Raw genomic sequence first — 17,950 nt, forward strand, 5'->3', positions numbered from 1 at the left:
CATGGTCCCTGCGCGGCAAAGCCGCGCGAACTCGTGCGGCGGGGGAGCAAGAGAGAAAGAAGAAAAAAGGAAGAAAGAAAAAGGCGGGCAAAGCCCGCTGTCGGACGTGTCGGTCGGCGTCGCCGCCCGCACGCCGGCCAGGCACTGCGGCGAGTCGGCAAATAGCTTCGCTATTTGCCGCCGCCTTGGCCTTGGCGACCCCGGCAGGACTCGAACCTGCGACATCCCGCTTAGAAGGCGGGTGCTCTATCCAGCTGAGCTACGGGGCCGGACGTTATCTTGTCGCGCATTTTATCGAAAAACCGCTTCACACTTTTTCGAATGCGCTCACCCTATCTGAAATTCTCGGCATAGCTTTGCAAAATCAGCGCCTTCGCCGGTGGCGGCACGACCACGGCGCTCAAGCCGTTGCGCGCCGCATAATCCTGCGCCGCCTGGCAACTCGGAAAGGTCAGCCGCACCTGCTGCTCGGTATCGCCGCTGCCGGCCCAGCCCATCAGCGGGTCGGGCCGCTTCGCCTGCTGCGGCTCATGCTCCAGCACCCAGACACCAGCCCGCGCCTTGCCGCTCTGCGTCGCCATTTTGCCCTGAAGAAAGATGCGTGCGTCTGCCATGGCGGCCGCTCTACTTGCTTGCGGCGCCCGAATCCACGGCTTTATCCATAGCTTTCGCCTTCCACGCCATCGCATTGCGCACGCGCCAGCTCACCGACGGGTGGCTGTAGAAGATGATCTCCTGCAAGCGGTTCGGATAGGGGTAGCGATAGTCCGCCGTCTTCACCAGCGCAGTCGCCAGCCCGTCCGGCTCGCGCGCCAGGTTCAGCGAATAATTGTCCGCCTCGGCCTCGCTGATGCGCGTGTTGCTGTTCATCACCGGCGTCATCAGCAGCATGTAGAGCGCCAGCAGCGTCAACAGCACCGGCAGGCCGGCGGGGTCGCCGATGCCCGTCACGCCCTGCGCCCCCATCAGCCGCGCCGCCGGCGCGAACAGCCGGTTCACCAGCCAGAACCCCAGCACCGCGATCACCACCAGCATCACCACCGCGCGCCACACATGCCCCAGCACGTAATGGCCGATCTCATGTCCGGTCACGCCGCGCACCTCCGCCAGCGTCGCCGATTTCAGCGCCACGTCGGCGATGGCGATCCGCGCGCTGCCGCCCAACCCGCTGACATTGGCCGTAAAATTGTTGCTCTGCCGGCTGCTGTCGAACATCACCAGCCGCGCGTCCGGAATGCCCGCCTTCGCCTTCAGCTCCTCAAGCGCCACCTTCACCGGTCCCTCCGGCAGCGGCGTGAACTTGTTGAACAGCGGCTCGATCAGCACCGGGCTGATCAGCAGCATCACCGCGATCGCCACGCCGGCAAAACCGCTGCCCCAGATCCACCAGCGTTTCGGCGCCCGCCGGATCAGCGCATAAAGCCCCATGAAGAACAGCCCGCCCAGCAGCACCGACAGCGCCATGGACAAGGCACCTTGCCCCAGCCAGTCCGCCAGCGGCTGGCTGCTGCGGCCATAGTCCACCTCGCGCTTCCAATCCGCCCAGATCGACCAGGGCAAGCTGAGCAGCCAGCTCAGCAGGAAGAACAGCGCCCCCACCAGGAACGCCGCCAGGTTGGGCCGCGGTCGCCCCCGTTCCAGCCGGGCCCGCAGCCGCACCAGCACGCCCCAGCGGAGCACCAGCACCGCCACCAGCGCGCCCACCACGAAATTCCACAACAACAGCCAATGGCTGCCGATGGTATAGGCTTTCGCCTTCGCCAGCTGCTCGGCGCTCAGCGCACTCATGATCACATCGGTCGCGGCCACGGGGTCGAACGCCATCATCTCATCCTGTCGATCGAGCATCCCCCGCTCGACTGCACACCTTCCACGCTGTGCCGCACCGGTCAAGTCCCGCGCGGTTTCGCCCGCAGCGTCGGCGGCGCTTCCCGCGGATCCTCCGGCCAGGGATGGCGCGGATAGCGGCCCCGCAGCTCCTTGCGCACCTCCGCCCAGCTTCCCGTCCAGAAGGCCGGCAGGTCGCGCGTCGTCTGGATCACCCGCCCTGCCGGAGAGGTAAGGGCCAGCGTCAGCGGCACGCGGCCGGCCATCGGATGCACCGTCAGCCCGAACAGCGCCTGCACCCGCACTTCCACCGTCGGGCCGCCATCGGCGCCATATCGAATCGCGTGCGACGACCCCGCCGGCGTCTCGAACCGCGCCGGCGCCGCCCGCTCCAGCGCCTCGCGCGTGCTCCAGTCGAGCAGGTCGTGCAGGGCACCCGCCAGCGGCACGCCTGCCAGCCGACGCGCTCCGCCGATGCGCGGCGCCAGCCAATCGTCCAGCCGCGCCAGCAGGCCATCGTCGCTGACATCGGGCAGGCCCGCCACGCCCTGGGCGGCCGCGAAGGCGATGCGCGCGCGCAGCATCACCTCGCCTTCCGGCCAGTGCAACCGCGCCAGCCCATGCGTCCGCACCGCCTCCAGCAGCAGCGCCGGCACCGCCGCCGGATCAGGCGCGGCGAGCGGCCGTCGCGCCGTGGTGATCGCCCCCAGCCGCGTGCCGCGCTCCGCCACCACCTCATCATTCGCCGCATCATAGTGCAACCGGTCGCGCGTCTCGCCATGCGCCGCCACCCAGGCCACGGCCTCCGTCTCTCCCATCGCCGCTGCCAGCCGCACGCGGGCATTTGCCCCCGCGCCCGTCGCATCCGCCACCACCAGCCATTCGTGGCCCGCCAGCGCGTCCGATGCCTCCAACGATACCCCACGGCCATTCGCCATCAGATAGTCCGCCGTGGCATCGGACGCCCCCGGCTTGCGGCGCCGCCGTGCCACCCGGTCGGGAAAGGCCCCGGCCAGGATCGTGGCCGTGTCCTGCACGCCCTCCCCGCCGCCCGCCAACCGGGCCCAGCCCTCCGCCAGCCGCCGCGCCGAGGTTGCGCGCGGGGACCGGTCGCGCTCGAACAGCCGCAGCCGCTCATCAAGGTCACTGCTCCCGCCGCCCAGCCCGCGCTCGCCCAGCAACAGTGCGATGCGCGCCGCCCTGTCCCTGTCCGTCGCCCGCAGCAGCATGTGCGCCAGCCGTGGCGGCAGCGGCAGCCGCGACAGGGCCTTGCCGTGCAGGGTCAGCCGGCCATCGCCGTCGATCGCGCCCAGCGCCAGCAATCGCTCCCGCGCTTCTGCGACCGCCGCCGCCGGTGGCGCATCCAGCCAGCGCAACGCCGCCGGATCGCGCACCCCCCACGCCGCCAGATCGAGCAGCAGCGACGACAGGTCGGCCTCCAGGATTTCCGGCGGCTCGAACGCCGGCCGGCCGGCCGTCTCCGCTGCCTCCCACAGCCGATAGGCCACCCCCGGCGCCGTCCGCCCCGCCCGCCCGGCGCGCTGCGTCACCGCCGCCTGGCTCGCCCGCTCGGTCGACAGGCGTGTCAGCCCGGCGGCCCGGTCATAGCGCGGCCGCCGCGACAGGCCGCTGTCCACCACGATGCGCACGCCATCGATCGTCAGCGAGGTTTCGGCAATCGACGTTGCCAGGATCAGCTTGCGCGTGCCCGGCACCGCCGGTGCCAGCGCGGCGCGCTGGGCGGCCGGATCGGCCTGCCCGTGCAGCCGGTGCACCGCCACGCCATCGGGCAGCGCCAGCCGCTCCGCCGTCCGCTCGATCTCCGCAACGCCTGGCAGGAAAGCCAGGCAGTCGCCGGTTTCCTCCACCATCGCGCCGCGGATCGCCTTCGCCATGGCCTCCTCCAGCCGCTCCGCCGGATTGCGGCCGATATGCCGCAACGCCACGGCAAAGCCGCGGCCCGCGCTCTCGATCACCGGCGCATCCGCCATCAGCGCGGCAAAGCGGGCGCCGTCCAGCGTCGCGCTCATCGCCAGCAGCCGCAGGTCGGGGCGAAACCCGGCTTGCGCGTCCAGCGCCAGCGCCAGCCCCAGGTCGCCTTCCAGGTTGCGCTCATGCACCTCGTCGAAGATCACCAGCCCCACCCCCGCCAGTTCCGGATCGGCGATGATGCGGTTGCTGAACACGCCTTCGGTCAGGCATTCCACCCGGGTCGCCGCCGACACCCGGCTTTCCAGCCGGGTGCGATAGCCGAAGGTCGCGCCCACGGCCTCCCCGGCGAGCGCCGCCATCCGCTCCGCCGCCGCCCGCGCCGCCAGGCGGCGGGGCAGCAGCAACAGGATGGAACGACCGGCCAGCCACGCCGACTCCAGCAGCGCCGGCGCCACCCATGTGGTCTTGCCGGCGCCCGGCGGCGCGATCAGGACCGCGTTGGGGCCGGTTGCCAGCGCGGACCGCAGCGCGGGCAGGGCTTCGACCACGGGGAGCATCGGGCCGCGATGCCGTGGTGACCGAACCGCGTCAACCGACACAAAGACCCCCGCCGGTGTCCCAACCGGCGGGGGCCTGTGCTTGCCGACGCTGTTTCGACAATCAGTTCAGGACGCGCGTAACCTTGCGGCGACGTGAGGCAAAGCCGACCATGCCGAAGCCGGCGATCAGCATCGCCCAGGTGGCGGGTTCGGGCACCGCCGAGGCGGCAATGTCGTCGAACTCATAGGCCACGCCGGTTGAGGTGAACGTCAGACCGGTGATCACTTCGCCCGCGCCGGCCGTGATGAACACGCGGCGGTTGGTGATGCCGGCGCCCTGGTCGCCATTGGCCGGCGGCAGCATGCTGCCGGTGATGGTCAGCAGCGTGACGCCACCCGCACCCAGCACGTCGAGGCTGTTGTAGGTGTCGATCGAGCCCCAATAGAAGCTGATCGACCGCAGGTTGGGCGTGCTCAGCGTGGCGCTGTTCGGCGTCAGCGCGCTGGAGACATAGCCATAGCTGGTCATGTCGCCGGCCGGTGCGGCCGCGCTGCCGGTGGTGCCGGAGGTGATGGCGAGGCCACCGGTGAAGCTGTAGCCCGGCGCATTGGGGTTATCGAAATCGACGACGATGGTCTGGCCCATCGCCGGGCCGGGGTCGGGCGCACCCGCCGCCGTGATGAAGGTGACCGCCTGTGCGGCCGTCAGGGGCAGCATTGCAGCAGCCGCGATAAGGGCAAGTGTCTTCATGTTACGCATTCCTCCGATACCCGGGCTCCGACAGCCCGCATCCACCGTCATGCAATCATCATGCCAAGCAGTTTGGCGCGACTATTCAAAGGGTTGATGCTGAGGAAGATGAATGCGACGTAAACGATGCCGACAATAAAATCCCACTACGGTTAACACCGATTAAACCGCAACTTTATCAGATATTTATCGAGCAAGAAGCTGCTCTTCCGGCACGGCGTAAAGCGACAGCGCGCCGCGCGTGATCGGCCCCAGCAGGGCGGGCGCCGCCGGCAGCAGTTGTTCGGCAAAGAAACGCGCCGTCGCAACCTTGGCCCGCAGGAAGTCGGGATCACCCTGGGCCGCCGCCAGCTGCCCACTGGCAGCCGCCGCCTGCCGGATCAGCAACCAGCCGCCGACGGTCAGCGCGAACATCCTGAGATAGGGGGTCGCCGCGGCCGCCGTGTCCTCCAGCGCGGCACCGTCATTGCCGCTCATCCACACCGTTGCGGTCTGCAGCGCCGCCAGCGCATCGTCGAGATAGGGCGCCATCGCCCCCAGGTCGCCACCTTTCGGCAACCCGGCAAGATCCGCGCGGATGTCGGCGAACAGCCCCTGCCACCGCCCCTGCCCCAGCTTCCGGCCCACCAGGTCGAGCGCCTGGATGCCGTTCGTCCCCTCATAAATGGGCGCGATCCGCGCATCGCGCAGATGCTGCGCCGCCCCCGTCTCCTCGACATAGCCCATGCCGCCGAACACCTGCACGGCCAGGCTGGTCATTTCCACGCCCACATCGGTCGCGAACGCCTTCGTCACCGGGGTCAAGAGATCGGCCAGGCGCGCCGCCTCCGCATCCCCGGCATGGCCGCGGTCCACCGATGCCGCGGTCAGATAGGTGATCGCGCGCGCCGCCTCGATGTTGGCCTTCATCGTCATCAGCATGCGGCGCACATCGGCATGCTCGATGATCCGCACCGGCGCCCGCCCGCCGCCGAACTTCGCCGACTGCACGCGGGTGCGGGCGTAATCCAGCGCATGCTGATAGGCGCGCTCCGCCACCGCCAGTCCCTGCAACCCCACATTGATCCGGGCATGGTTCATCATGGTGAACATGGCGCGCATGCCGCCGCCCTCCGCCCCCACCATGAACCCGACGCAATCGTCCCGGTCGCCAAAGCTCATGGTGCAGGTGGGCGATGCGTGGATACCCAGCTTGTGTTCGGTGGCGATCGCCCGCACATCGTTGCGCGCCCCCAGCGAGCCGTCGGCGTTCACCAGAAACTTCGGCACGATGAACAGGCTGATGCCCTTCGTCCCCGGCGGCGCGTCGGGCGTGCGTGCCAGCACCAGGTGGATGATATTGTCGGCCAGGTCATGCTCGCCCCAGGTGATGTAGATTTTCTGGCCCTTGATGCGCCAGCTGCCGTCGGCATGCGGCACCGCCAGCGTGCGCAGCGCGCCCACGTCGCTGCCCGCCTGCGGCTCGGTCAGGTTCATGGTGCCGGTCCATTCGCCGCTCACCAGCTTTTCCAGATAGAGCCGCTGCTGCTCCGGGCTGGCGTGCGCCTGCAACGCCTCGATCGCGCCGGCGGACAGCATCATGCACAGGCTGAATGCCATGTTGGCGCTCATCAGCTGCTCCATCACCGCGCACGACAGCACAAACGGCAGCCCCTGCCCGCCATGCGCCGGCGCCGCGTTCAGCCCGGCCCAGCCGCCGGCGATCCAGCTGGCATAGGCGTCGCGGAACCCCTCCGGCATCGTGACCACGCCATCGACCGCGCGCGCGCCGACCTTGTCCCCCACGCTGTTCAGCGGCGCGAATTCACCCGCCATCAGCCGCGCGCTTTCCGCCAGCACCGCGCCCACCAGGTCCGGCGTCGCGCCCTCAAAGCCGGGCAGCGCGGCAATCCCGGGCAGGTCGGCCACCGTTTCCAGAACGAACATCTGCTCACGAAGCGGGGCGGTATAGGTCATGCAAAATCCCTGTCGATTCCGGTTGCCGCGGCTATAGCGAGCCGATGCAGCCGGAACAAACCGCCCCTTTTGACACGGTGACGCGGCCCGCCGACGCCGATGGCATCGCCGCCGCCGTGGCGCTGCTGGCGGCCGGCGGCACCGTCGCGCTGCCCACCGAGACCGTCTATGGCCTCGCCGCCGACGCCGCCAATGGCGCGGCCGTCGCCCGCGTCTATGCCGCGAAGGGCCGCCCCGCGTTCAACCCGTTGATCGTCCATGTCGCCGACCTCGCCATGGCGGAATGCTATGCCAGCTTCGACAGCCGCGCCCGCGCGCTCGCAACCGCCTTCTGGCCCGGCGGGCTGACGCTGGTGCTGCCGCTGCGCGAACGGGCGCCGGCCGCTTCGCTCGTCACCGCCGGCCTCCCCAGCATCGCGCTGCGCATCCCCGCCCATCCGGTCATGCAGGCCGTGGTCCGCGGGCTTGGCCGTGGCGTGGCCGCCCCCAGCGCCAACACCAGCGGCCGCCTGTCACCCACCCGCGCCGCGCATGTCGCCACCAGCCTCGCCGGCCGCATCCCCCTCATCCTCGATGCCGGTCCCTGCGCGCTCGGCCTCGAAAGCAGCATCGTCTCGCTCACCGGCGAAACGCCCCGCCTGCTGCGACCCGGCGCCATTCCGCTGGAGGCCCTGCGCGCGCATCTCCCGAACCTCGCCGCCCCGGCGACGAACGACGCCGTCATCGCCCCTGGCATGACCGACAGCCACTATGCCCCCGCCAAGCCCCTGCGCCTCAACGCCGCCGCCGCCGACGCCAGCGAGTGGCACCTGGGTTTCGGCGCCATCGCCGGCGACGACAATCTCTCCCCCACCGCCGACCTGACCGGGGCCGCCGCCCGCCTGTTCGACGCGCTGCACCGGGCGGACGCCGGCCCGCACGCCGCGATTGCCGTCGCGCCCATCCCGGAAACGGGCCTGGGGCTGGCAATCAACGACCGCCTGCGCCGTGCCGCGCATCGCTGAGCGGAACCGCCTTGCACGAACGACAACAATCGGCATAAACTCGAGAAAAATCGGGGAGACTCGCCATGCAGCTGGGGAATCGGGTCGTCACGCTGGCCTTGGCGCTTACCATGCCGGTCTCCGCCATCGCGCAGCAAACGGCGCCGACCGACCGTACCGCCCCCGCCGCGCGCCCGGCCCCTGCGACCCGCCCCGCCCTGCCGCCCCGCCCCGAACGCCCGCAGCGCCCGGAGCGCCCGCGCCCTCCCGCCATCGAGCGCCCGCTTCCCGAACGGCCGGTGGTGAAGCCGCGTCCGCCCTCCGGCCCCGCCCGCCCGCCCATCGCCACGCTGCCGTCGCGCCCACCCGTTTATCCGCCCCGCCCGCCCGTGGTTGTCATACCGCCCCGTCCGCCGGTCTATCCGCGCCCGCCGATCATCCTGCCGCCGCCCGGCGGCTCCGGCTGGCAGAACAATCGCCCCGGCGGCAGCGGCTATTGGGGCGGCAACGGCTTTGCCGGTCACCGCGACTGTTCCAGCCGCAATGGCCGCTACGAACGCTGCGGCGTCTATACCGACAACCGCGTCGTCCTTGCCCGGCAATACAGCAGCCAGTCCTGCATCCGTGGCCGCAGCTGGGGGTTCACCCGCAGCCACATCTGGGTGGACAATGGCTGCCGCGCCCGCTTCGCCTATGGCTATGGCCGCTACGGCTTCGACAACAGCGGCTCGGACGCTGGCGTCATCATCGGCGGCACCATCATCGCCGCCGGCCTGATCGCCATCCTCGCCGCCAACAACCGACCGGTCGAGCGGCTGCAGGACCGCACCGCCGAGCTCGTCGCCGACACCAGCGCCATTCCCTCGCCCGAACGCGAGGTCGCCAACTATTGCCTCTCCGAAGCCGCGCGCCAGGTCGGGCAGACGGGCGGCAGCCGCCTGCGGCTGGACAATGTCAGCCGCATCGCCCCGGAACGCGACGGCTGGACCATGACCGCCTATGCCAGCATCACCTATGACCGATCCGTGAAACCCGTGGAACTCCTGTGTCGCACCGGGCCGCAGGGCATCACCTCGCTCGACTTCCGCTGAGCCGGTTGCGCGGCGCGCGCGGCGTGGCAATAATCGCGCCCATGAGACATGCCCTGCTCGCCGCTGCCCTGTCGCTCGCCCTGCCGCTTCAGGCACAGGACAAGCCCAAGGACACCCCGGCCGACGTCGCTGTGGCCGCGCCGATCGTTTCCGTCACCCGGCACCAGGGCGTCTTCGGCGGCCAGACCATCAGCTTCACCGCCACCGCCGGCGAAACAGTGCTGAAGGACAGGGAGGGCAAAGCGGTCGCGACAATCGTCTCCACCGCCTATGTGCGCGACGGCGGCGGTCCCAACCGCCCGGTCACCTTCCTGTGGAACGGCGGACCCGGATCGGGCAGCGTCTGGCTGCACATGGGCGCCTTCGGGCCAAAGCGCGTGGTCATCCCCGGCGACGCCCGCGACGATGGCGCGCCGCCCTTCCCGCTGGTCGACAATCCGCACAGCCTGCTCGATGTCACCGACATCGTCTTCATCGATCCCGTCGGCACAGGCTTCAGCCGGGTCGTCGGGAAAGGCGACCCGAAGGATTATTGGGGCGTCACGCAGGATGCAAAATCGGTCGCCACCTTCATCCGCGCCTGGCTGCGCGAAAACGGCCGCTGGAACGCGCCGAAGTTCATCGGCGGCGAAAGCTATGGCACCACCCGCAGCGCCGCGGTCATCAACGAGCTGGAAGGCAGCTTCAACGATGTCAGCGTCAACGGCATCATCCTGATTTCCACCATCCTCGATTTCGGCCTGCAAGCCGAGGTTCCGGGGAATGAGATGGCCTTTGTCGTCAACCTGCCCAACTACACCACCGCCGCCTGGTATCACAAAGCGCTGCCCGCCCCCGGCTTTGCCACCGTGGTCGACGCCGCTGCCGCAGCCCGCGCCTTCGCGGCGGGGCCCTATCTGTCGGCCCTGGCCAAGGGCAACGCCCTGCCGGCGGACGAACGCGCCACCGTGCGCAAACGCCTTGCCGAGTTGACCGGCCTCAGCGAAGCCTATCTGGACAAGGCCGACCTCCGCGTCCTGCCCGGTCGCTTCTACAAGGAGCTGCTGCGCGAACGCGGCCTGACCATCGGACGCCTCGATGGCCGCTATATCGGCATCGATTTCGACCGCGCCGGGGAGGAGCCGGACAATGACCCCAGCTTCTACGGCATCGACGCCGGTTACACCGCCGCCATCAACGCCTGGATGCGCGGGCCGCTGAAATTCAACCCTGAACGCGAATATTCGACGATCGGTGGCGTCAGCGATTGGGATTGGCGGCTGGGCGCGCGCGGCGGGCGCAACGGAGACAATGCCTTTTACATGAATGTCACACCCTACATCGGCCGCGCGCTGCGTGAGAACAGCGGCCTCCGGGTGTTCGTGGCGCAAGGCTGGTATGACCATGCCACGCCTTTCTTCGGCGCCGAATATGCGCTCAGCCGCACCGGCATCCCCGCCGGCCGCGTCGAATATCATTACTATGACGCCGGCCACATGATGTATGTGCGCGAGGCGGACCTCGCCAAACTCAGCACCGACGTCCGTGGCTTCATCCGGCGACAGGTGGCCGCCACCGGGCGCTGACTGTCACAAACCGTCATCTTTCTGCAACAGAGCAGTGGATTCCGCGCCGCACCATGTCGCCGGCGGTTGACCGCGCCTGTCACCGATTTAAGCCGGGGCGATGGCGCGGGGTGGCGCCGGGTTCCGTATAAAGGATGATTTGATGCGCGCATCGGACGTTTCGCAGGCCGCTCTGGCATTTGCAGTCGCCATGACAGCGTGGAGCGCCACACAGGCGCAGACCGCCGCTGCGCCGGCGGGCGAGGGCCTGGAAGAGATTGTCGTCACCGCGCAACGCCGCAGCGAAAACCTTCAGGACGTGCCGATTTCCATCACCGCGGTGCGCGGCGAGCGACTGGAGGCAGCGATGGCCGCCGGCATGGACGTGCGTGGCCTGTCCGGGCGGGTCCCCAGCCTGATCGTCGAGAGCAGCTATGGCCGCACCTTTCCGCGCTTCTACATCCGCGGCCTCGGCAACACCGATTTCGATTACAATGCCTCGCAGCCGGTCAGTCTGGTCTATGACGATGTCGTGCTGGAAAACCCGGTGCTGAAGGGTTTTCCGGTGTTCGACCTCGACCGGGTGGAGGTGCTGCGCGGGCCGCAGGGCACGCTGTTCGGCCGCAACACCACCGCCGGCATCGTCAAGTTCGATTCGGTGAAGCCCGGCGCCGACACCAACGGCTATGCCAAACTCTCCTATGGCCGCTTCAACAACGTCAACGCCCAGGGCGCGGTCGGCACGCGGCTGGGGGACAAGGCCGCCGTCCGCATTTCCGCGCTCTATCAGCGGCAGGACGGCTATGTCGACAATGTGCTCCCCGGCGGCACCACCAAAGACCGTTTCGAAGGCTATGAGGAATTCGCCGCCCGCGCGCAGTTGCTGCTGCAACCCGTCGATACGCTGGATGTGCTGCTGACCGGCCAGGTGCGCACGCTCGATGGCACCGCTCGCCTGTTCCGCGCCAACGTCTTCACCCGCGGGCAGGAAGGCCTCAACGGCAATTTCGTCCGCGACCGCGTCTCGGTCGATGGCAAGAACGACCAGTCGGTCAACAGCTGGAACCTCTCCGGTCGCCTGACCTGGGATCTGGGCGCGGTGCGGCTGGTCTCGGTGACCGCCTATTGGGAGGGGGATTCCACCTCGGTCGGCGATGTCGACGGCGGCTTTGGCGCCTCCTTCCTGCCGCCGGCGCTGACCGGCCCGGGCTATATCCCCTTCACCGCCGAAACCCGCGACACCGTGCCTAAGCTGAAGCAGTTCACCCAGGAAGTCCGCCTGGAAAGCAAGGGCGATGGCCCGCTCAGCTATCAGGGCGGCGTCTTCTATTTCGATGAGACACTGCGCATCGTCAGCGAGAATTATTCGACGCTCGGCGATCCCAACAACGCCGCCGGCGGCGTCAACATCATCGTCTCGCAACGCCAGGCGAGCAAGGCCTGGGGCCTGTTCGGCTCGCTCACCTACAAGCTGACCGAGGATTTCAGCGTGACGGGCGGCCTGCGCTACAACAATGACAAGCGGGACTATGGCGTGGTGCGCAGCAGGGACACGCAGTTCCCCAACTTCCTGCAAAACCCGCTGGGCACGGTGAACCGCAACGTCAGCGCCGACAATGTCACCTGGGACCTCAGCGCCCAGTATAAGGCGAGCGAGGATGTGAACCTTTACGCCAAGGTGGCGAAGGGCTTCCGCGCCCCCAGCATCCAGGGCCGCATCCTGTTCCCGCCGGCGACCGCGACACCGCTCGAATCGGGCGTCACCGTCGGCCGTTCGGAAACCATCATGTCCTATGAAGCGGGCGTGAAAACCACCTTCCTCGATGGCCGCGGCCGCTTCAACCTGTCGGGCTTCCTCTACGATCTCAAGAACGCGCAGCTCACCGCGGTCGGCGGCGGCGTCAACGCCAACCGCCTGATCAACGCGAAGAATGTCCGCGGCTACGGCCTGGAGGCGGATTTCGAGATCAAGCCGGTGCCCGAGCTGCTGCTGACCGCCGGCATCAGCTACAACCACACCGAAATCCGCAGCCCCGGCCTGACCACCGCCGCCTGCGGCGCGGTGCGGGTGGATAGCTTCCCCAATGTCTCGCTCTGCACCATCCTCGACCCCGTGGTGGTGCCAGCAGCGCCGTTCAGCCCGGCGATCGTCAACATCAACGGCAACAGCCTGCCGCAAAGCCCGCGCTGGATCGCCAACTGGACCGCGCGCTATGGCGTGCCGGTCGGCGACGGCGAGCTCTACGCCTATACCGACTGGGCCTACCGCTCGAAGATCAACTTCTTCCTTTATGATTCCGTCGAGTTCCAGGACAAGCACATGCTCGAAGGCGGCCTGCGCATCGGCTACAAGACCGATCGCTTCGACGTCGCCGGCTTCGTCCGCAACATCACCAACGATAGCTCCGCCGTGGGCGGCATCGATTTCAACAACCTGACCGGCTTCGTCAACGAACCCCGTGTCTGGGGGATCGAGGCCGGCATCCGCTTCTGAGGCTTTGACGGCACCTGATGATGCGATAGTCGGTCGGCGTGCAGCTGACCGACACCGCGCTCATCCTCTCCGCCCTGCCCCATGGCGAGACCGGCGCCGTGGTGCGCGTGCTGACCGCCGACCATGGCCTGCGCGCCGGCTTCGTCGCCGGTGGACGCGGCCGGACGCTGCGCCCTGTCCTGCAACCCGGCAACCGCGTCGCCGTCTCCCTACGCGGACGCGCCGCCAGCCAGTTGCCGTCGATGACGCTGGAACTGCTGCAAAGCCGCGCGCTCCTCGCCTTCGACCCGACCAGCGCCGCCGCGCTCGACTGGCTGACCCGCCTGACCGCCGCAACCCTGCCCGAAGCCGACGCCCACCCGGCGCTGTTCACCGCACTCGACGGCGTGCTGAACGCGATGGACGGCCCCATCGCCGGCTGGGCCATGGGCATCCCCCGCTACGAACTGCTGCTGCTCACGGAGCTGGGCTTCGGCCTCGACCTCACCACCTGCGCGCTCACCGGTGTCCGTGAAGGCCTTGCCTTCGTCAGTCCCAACAGTGGCCGCGCCGTCAGCGCCGCCGCAGTGGCCGGCACCGACTATCGCGACAAGCTGCTCCCGCTGCCGGCGTTCCTGCTCACCGGCGGCTCCGCGACGACCGACCAACTCGGCGCCGCCCTCCGCCTTACCGCCCATTTCCTGCCCCGCCTGCCCGGCCTGCCCGACCAAAAAATGCGCGAAAGGGTGCTGCGTGACCTTGCTTCCGGGGGATAATGCCGTCGATGAGGACATCAATCGTCACGCTTGATCTATAACGCCCAGTGTTATATGTGATCCATCTATTCGGAGGCAGGTCATCACGCGCATTTTCATGAACGGCTGGTTCGAACGCTTTGCCAGGAAGGAAAGGCTTTCGACATTGATCCTTCGGGAGGCTGTTGCACGGGCTGACAAGGGCCTGATCGATGCCGATCTGGGCGCCGGGGTCATCAAGCAGCGGGTGGCGCGCGCGGGACAGGGAAAGTCGGGCGGATATCGAACGTTGATCCTGTTCCGGCACGGCGACCGTGCCATTTTCGCCTTTGGTTTCGCCAAAAGCCGGCAGGCCAATATCCCACGGGCGGACTTGGCCATTTTGAAGGATGCGGCTGCAGAGGCGTTGGCATGGAGCCAGGACGAATTGAACCAACTGGTGGTGTCGGGTGCATTGGTGGAGATAAGGGATGAGCGTGAAGACTGAAAAAACCTATCGCAGCGCGATTGCCGGCGCGGTGCACGAAATGATGCGCGACGCCCATGACGCCGGCGTGGTGTCCCGCGCGACCATGCGCAGCTTCGACGCAGCATGCCTGGCACCCGCGCCAATGTTGGCGGGCGAAGACATCCGCTCGATACGCGAACGGGAGCAGGTGTCCCAACCGGTATTCGCAGCCTACCTTAACGTCTCGCGCAACCTGGTATCAGATTGGGAACGCGGCGTGAAACGCCCAGGTGGCCCCGCGCTGCGATTGCTCTCGATCATCCAGCGTAAAGGGTTGGAAGCGGTAACATGAGAGATGTTAGGTTTTCCGTTGACGCGATCGTTTGGTCATGCTGTCTTCATGGGCAGTTTATCTTCTGAATTCCCTGCTCTCCTGACAGAGGTAGATATGGATTTTCGCAGCATGAGCCTTTTGTTAGCGACAATCATGTTGTCTGGATGTGGCGTGTTTGGTTCACCTGGCGCGCCGTCTTATCCCTTCTCGGTTCGATGTGCGGCCTTGGCAGGTGTGTTTATAAATCGAATGGATCCAACGTATAAAGATGGATCCAAGCTCATAGCGAACGCTATAACGTTAAAAGCGCAAGCAGTGGCGGCAGCAAATCAACAGGCGACAGCATTGGGAAAAGATGCAGAGGATGTAGAAATAGAAATTATGAATCTCGGAACTATGACGACTGCAAAATTAAATGAAAGCAAGGATGAAAACTATAGAATACTAATCGAGGAAATAAATACGTGCTATCGTAAATTCCCGTAAATTTTTCTTATCTCTCGCATCGATTCTCTAATATACGAATATGTCTTGTATGTTGGAAAAGATATGATTATCGTTATGAGCCGATATATGGTCGTGATCCTTGATGTCTACCCAGCGGCCCTTGGGGCTATCTGCTTTGATCTGATCGACCGCATCAGACAGATTTGTTCCAAATGAGTGCCTCTCCATCGCCCACCAATGCGATCGTCGAAGAACCGTTTGAGGCGGCGCTCTCCGAACGCTATCTCGTCTATGCCCTCTCCACCATCACCAGCCGCTCGCTGCCCGATGTCCGCGACGGGCTGAAACCCGTTCACCGCCGCCTGCTCTGGGCGATGCGGCTGCTGCGGCTCGACCCGGAAAACGGCTACAAGAAATGCGCCCGTGTGGTCGGCGACGTCATCGGCAAATATCATCCGCACGGCGATGTCGCCGTGTATGATGCCATGGTGCGGCTGGCGCAGGATTTCGCGCTGCGGGTGCCGCTGGTCGACGGCCAGGGCAATTTCGGCAATATCGACGGCGATAATCCGGCCGCCATGCGCTACACCGAGGCGCGGCTGACCCGTGCCGCCATCCTGCTGATGGACGGCGTGGACGAGGACACCGTCGGCTTCAAGCCGACCTACAATGGCGAGGAGGAGGAGCCGGAGGTCTTCCCCGCCGCCTTCCCGAACCTGCTGGCCAACGGCGCGTCCGGCATCGCTGTCGGCATGGCAACCAGCATCCCGCCGCACAATGTCGCCGAGATCGCCGCCGCCGCCACCCTCCTGATCGACAATCCCGACACCAGCCTGATCGACCTGATGGCCGTGCTCCCCGGCCCGGACTTCCCCACTGGCGGCGTCATCGTCGACGGCCGCGACGCCCTGATCGAGGCCTATGGCAGCGGGCGTGGCAGCGTGCGCCTGCGCGCCGCTTGGGCGGTGGAGGAAGGCGCGCGCGGCAGCTGGGCCATCATCGTCAGCGCCATCCCCTATCAGGTGCAGAAATCGAAATTGATCGAAGCGATCGCCGCCCTCATCAACGAAAAGAAGCTGCCGATCCTGGAGGATGTGCGCGACGAGAGCGACGCCGAGATCCGCCTGGTGCTGGAGCCGCGCGCCCGCACCGTCGATCCCGCGACGCTGATGGAAAGCCTGTTCAAGCTGACCGACCTCGAAGTGCGTGTGTCGTTCAACATGAACGTGCTCGACGACCGGCGGACGCCGCAGGTGATGGGCCTGCGGGGGTTGCTGCTCGCCTGGCTGAAGCATCGCCGCGAGGTGCTGGTACGTGCCGCCGAACACCGCCTCACCCAGATCGCCGATCGGTTGGAGCTGCTGGCGGGCTATCTGATCGCCTATCTGAACCTTGATGAGGTGATCCGCATCATCCGCGAGGAGGATGCGCCCAAGCCCGTGCTGATGGCACGCTTCGCCCTCAATGACCGGCAGGCCGAAGCCATCCTCAACATGCGCCTGCGTGCGCTGCGCCGGCTGGAGGAGCTGGAGATCGGGCGCGAGGATGCAAAGCTCCGCGAGGAACAGGCCGGTTTGCAGGCGCTGGTCGGGTCGGAGGCGCGGCAACGGACCGCGCTCAAGAAACAACTGGCCGAACTGGCGAAACTGTACGCGACCGACACCCCGCTCGGCAGGCGACGCACCACCTTTGCCGATGCGCCTGCCGCCATGGCGCTGACCGCCGAGGCGATGATCGAGCGCGAACCGCTGACCGTGATCGCCAGCGCGAAAAACTGGATTCGCGCCATGAAGGGCCATGTCGATCTGACGACCACGGACCTCAAATACAAGGATGGCGACGGCGCGGCTTACGCCTTCCATGCCGAGACCACCGACCGGCTGCTGCTGCTCACCTCCTCGGGCCGCGCCTTCACGCTGGCGGCGAATGACCTGCCCGGCGGGCGCGGGTTCGGCGAACCGATGAGCCTGATGGTCGACCTGCCCGCCGGCGATGCCGTGGTGCACCTGGGCGCATGGCGTCCCGACACGCGCTGGTTGCTCGCCGCCAGCGACGGCCGTGGTTTCCTGTGCGAAAGCAATGACCTGCTGGCCGAAACGCGCAAGGGCCGGCAGGTGCTGAACCCGCGCGAAGGCGCCCGACTGGCGGTGGCAAGGCCGGTTCCCGCCGGCGCCGACAGTGTCGCGGTGGTCGGGGACAATCGCAAACTGCTGGTGATGCCGCTGTCGGACCTACCGGTCATGGCGCGTGGCCAAGGTGTCACCCTGCAAAAATATCGCGATGGCGGCTTGTCCGATGCCCTGCCCTTCCGGCTGGCGGACGGCCTCAGCTGGACCATGGGCGGCGACAGCGGCCGCACCCGTACCGAGGCCGATCTCACCCCGTGGCGTGGGGCGCGCGGTGCCGCCGGGCGGTTGCCGCCCAACGGTTTCCCGCGCGACAACCGCTTCGGCTGATCCGGCGCCGATACCGACGCCGGATCATCCCGTCACTGCGGCGGCGGCGCGCTTACCGTACCGTCGGGCAACACCGTCACTGTCGCCTGACGACCATTGCGGCTGGCCTTTCCTTCCCAGCTGCCGTCGGCCTTGCGCGTCATCTCCTGGATGTCGGCATAGCCGGCACCTTCCAGCGCCTTGCGTGCCGTGGTCGCGTCGATGCCCGCCCCGGTGGTCGCGGCGGGCGGCGCGGGTGGTGCCGCCGGTTCATTCTGCATGGTCTGCGCGCTGGCGGCGGTGGCCAGCAGTGCAGCCGCAATGGCAAGGGTCATTCTCATCATCTGTCTCCCAAGGGGCGGAACAGCGTCCCGCCAGGCAAAGCCCCCCTGCTGCAACGCGACATGCGGCTTTCGCTCCCCACCGTCCACGTCC

General features: G+C 67.4%; 15 protein-coding genes and 1 tRNA gene. 9 read left to right on the forward strand and 7 right to left on the reverse strand.

Features of this window, described 5'->3' with window-relative positions; translation table 11 throughout:
- Positions 1-192 precede the first annotated feature (192 nt).
- From H3309_RS12215 to H3309_RS12240, 6 genes are all read right to left on the reverse strand, one after another.
- Positions 193-269: transfer RNA gene (locus H3309_RS12215), tRNA-Arg, on the reverse strand.
- A gap of 63 nt (positions 270-332) precedes the next feature.
- Positions 333-614, reverse strand: coding sequence for an ETC complex I subunit (locus H3309_RS12220; protein WP_182294972.1), 282 nt, complete (start codon positions 612-614; stop codon positions 333-335).
- Positions 615-624: 10 nt separating this feature from the next.
- Entirely contained in the window at positions 625-1,848 is a 1,224-nt protein-coding gene (locus H3309_RS12225) for a M48 family metalloprotease (RefSeq protein WP_243453719.1), read from the reverse strand.
- 41 nt (positions 1,849-1,889) lie between these two features.
- A complete protein-coding gene (gene hrpB / locus H3309_RS12230) occupies positions 1,890-4,316 on the reverse strand; it encodes an ATP-dependent helicase HrpB (protein WP_182294973.1) in 2,427 nt (808 codons plus the stop codon).
- Between the two features lie 103 nt (positions 4,317-4,419).
- Positions 4,420-5,016, reverse strand: coding sequence for a PEPxxWA-CTERM sorting domain-containing protein (locus tag H3309_RS12235; RefSeq protein WP_182294974.1), 597 nt, complete (start codon positions 5,014-5,016; stop codon positions 4,420-4,422).
- 219 nt (positions 5,017-5,235) lie between these two features.
- Positions 5,236-7,005 carry an acyl-CoA dehydrogenase gene (locus H3309_RS12240; protein WP_182294975.1) on the reverse strand — a complete coding sequence of 590 codons (1,770 nt, stop codon included), beginning with the start codon at positions 7,003-7,005 and terminating at the stop codon, positions 5,236-5,238.
- A 44-nt stretch (positions 7,006-7,049) separates the two neighbouring features.
- Here H3309_RS12240 and H3309_RS12245 point away from each other — a divergent pair, with 44 nt between their 5' ends.
- From H3309_RS12245 to parC, 9 genes are all read left to right on the forward strand, one after another.
- A complete protein-coding gene (locus H3309_RS12245; protein WP_182294976.1) occupies positions 7,050-8,009 on the forward strand; it encodes an L-threonylcarbamoyladenylate synthase in 960 nt (319 codons plus the stop codon).
- Between the two features lie 65 nt (positions 8,010-8,074).
- Entirely contained in the window at positions 8,075-9,079 is a 1,005-nt protein-coding gene (locus tag H3309_RS12250) for a DUF3011 domain-containing protein (protein ID WP_182294977.1), read from the forward strand.
- A 41-nt stretch (positions 9,080-9,120) separates the two neighbouring features.
- Positions 9,121-10,644: a S10 family peptidase gene (locus H3309_RS12255; RefSeq protein ID WP_182294978.1), complete on the forward strand. Its 1,524-nt coding sequence runs from the start codon at positions 9,121-9,123 to the stop codon at positions 10,642-10,644.
- Positions 10,645-10,834: 190 nt separating this feature from the next.
- Entirely contained in the window at positions 10,835-13,117 is a 2,283-nt protein-coding gene (locus tag H3309_RS12260; protein ID WP_207791504.1) for a TonB-dependent receptor, read from the forward strand.
- A 38-nt stretch (positions 13,118-13,155) separates the two neighbouring features.
- Positions 13,156-13,872, forward strand: coding sequence for a DNA repair protein RecO (gene recO / locus H3309_RS12265; RefSeq protein WP_182294980.1), 717 nt, complete (start codon positions 13,156-13,158; stop codon positions 13,870-13,872).
- Between the two features lie 97 nt (positions 13,873-13,969).
- Positions 13,970-14,338 carry a type II toxin-antitoxin system RelE/ParE family toxin gene (locus H3309_RS12270; protein ID WP_182294981.1) on the forward strand — a complete coding sequence of 123 codons (369 nt, stop codon included), beginning with the start codon at positions 13,970-13,972 and terminating at the stop codon, positions 14,336-14,338.
- Positions 14,322-14,651: a helix-turn-helix domain-containing protein gene (locus H3309_RS12275; RefSeq protein WP_182294982.1), complete on the forward strand. Its 330-nt coding sequence runs from the start codon at positions 14,322-14,324 to the stop codon at positions 14,649-14,651. Before H3309_RS12270 ends, H3309_RS12275 begins: the two co-directional genes overlap by 17 nt.
- 3 nt (positions 14,652-14,654) lie before the next feature.
- The gene (locus tag H3309_RS12280) at positions 14,655-15,119 is read left to right on the forward strand and encodes a hypothetical protein (protein WP_182294983.1); all 465 of its coding nucleotides are present in this window, start codon (positions 14,655-14,657) and stop codon (positions 15,117-15,119) included.
- Between the two features lie 173 nt (positions 15,120-15,292).
- The gene (gene parC, locus H3309_RS12285; protein WP_182294984.1) at positions 15,293-17,536 is read left to right on the forward strand and encodes a DNA topoisomerase IV subunit A; all 2,244 of its coding nucleotides are present in this window, start codon (positions 15,293-15,295) and stop codon (positions 17,534-17,536) included.
- 32 nt (positions 17,537-17,568) lie between these two features.
- Here the strand turns inward: parC and H3309_RS12290 are convergent, their stop codons facing one another.
- Positions 17,569-17,859 (reverse strand): hypothetical protein, encoded by a 291-nt coding sequence (locus H3309_RS12290; protein ID WP_182294985.1) that lies wholly within the window; start codon positions 17,857-17,859, stop codon positions 17,569-17,571.
- Positions 17,860-17,950: the final 91 nt, after the last annotated feature.

The sequence above is a fragment of the Sandaracinobacteroides saxicola genome (assembly GCF_014117445.1).
GTDB classification, from domain to species: Bacteria; Pseudomonadota; Alphaproteobacteria; order Sphingomonadales; family Sphingomonadaceae; genus Sandaracinobacteroides_A; species Sandaracinobacteroides_A saxicola.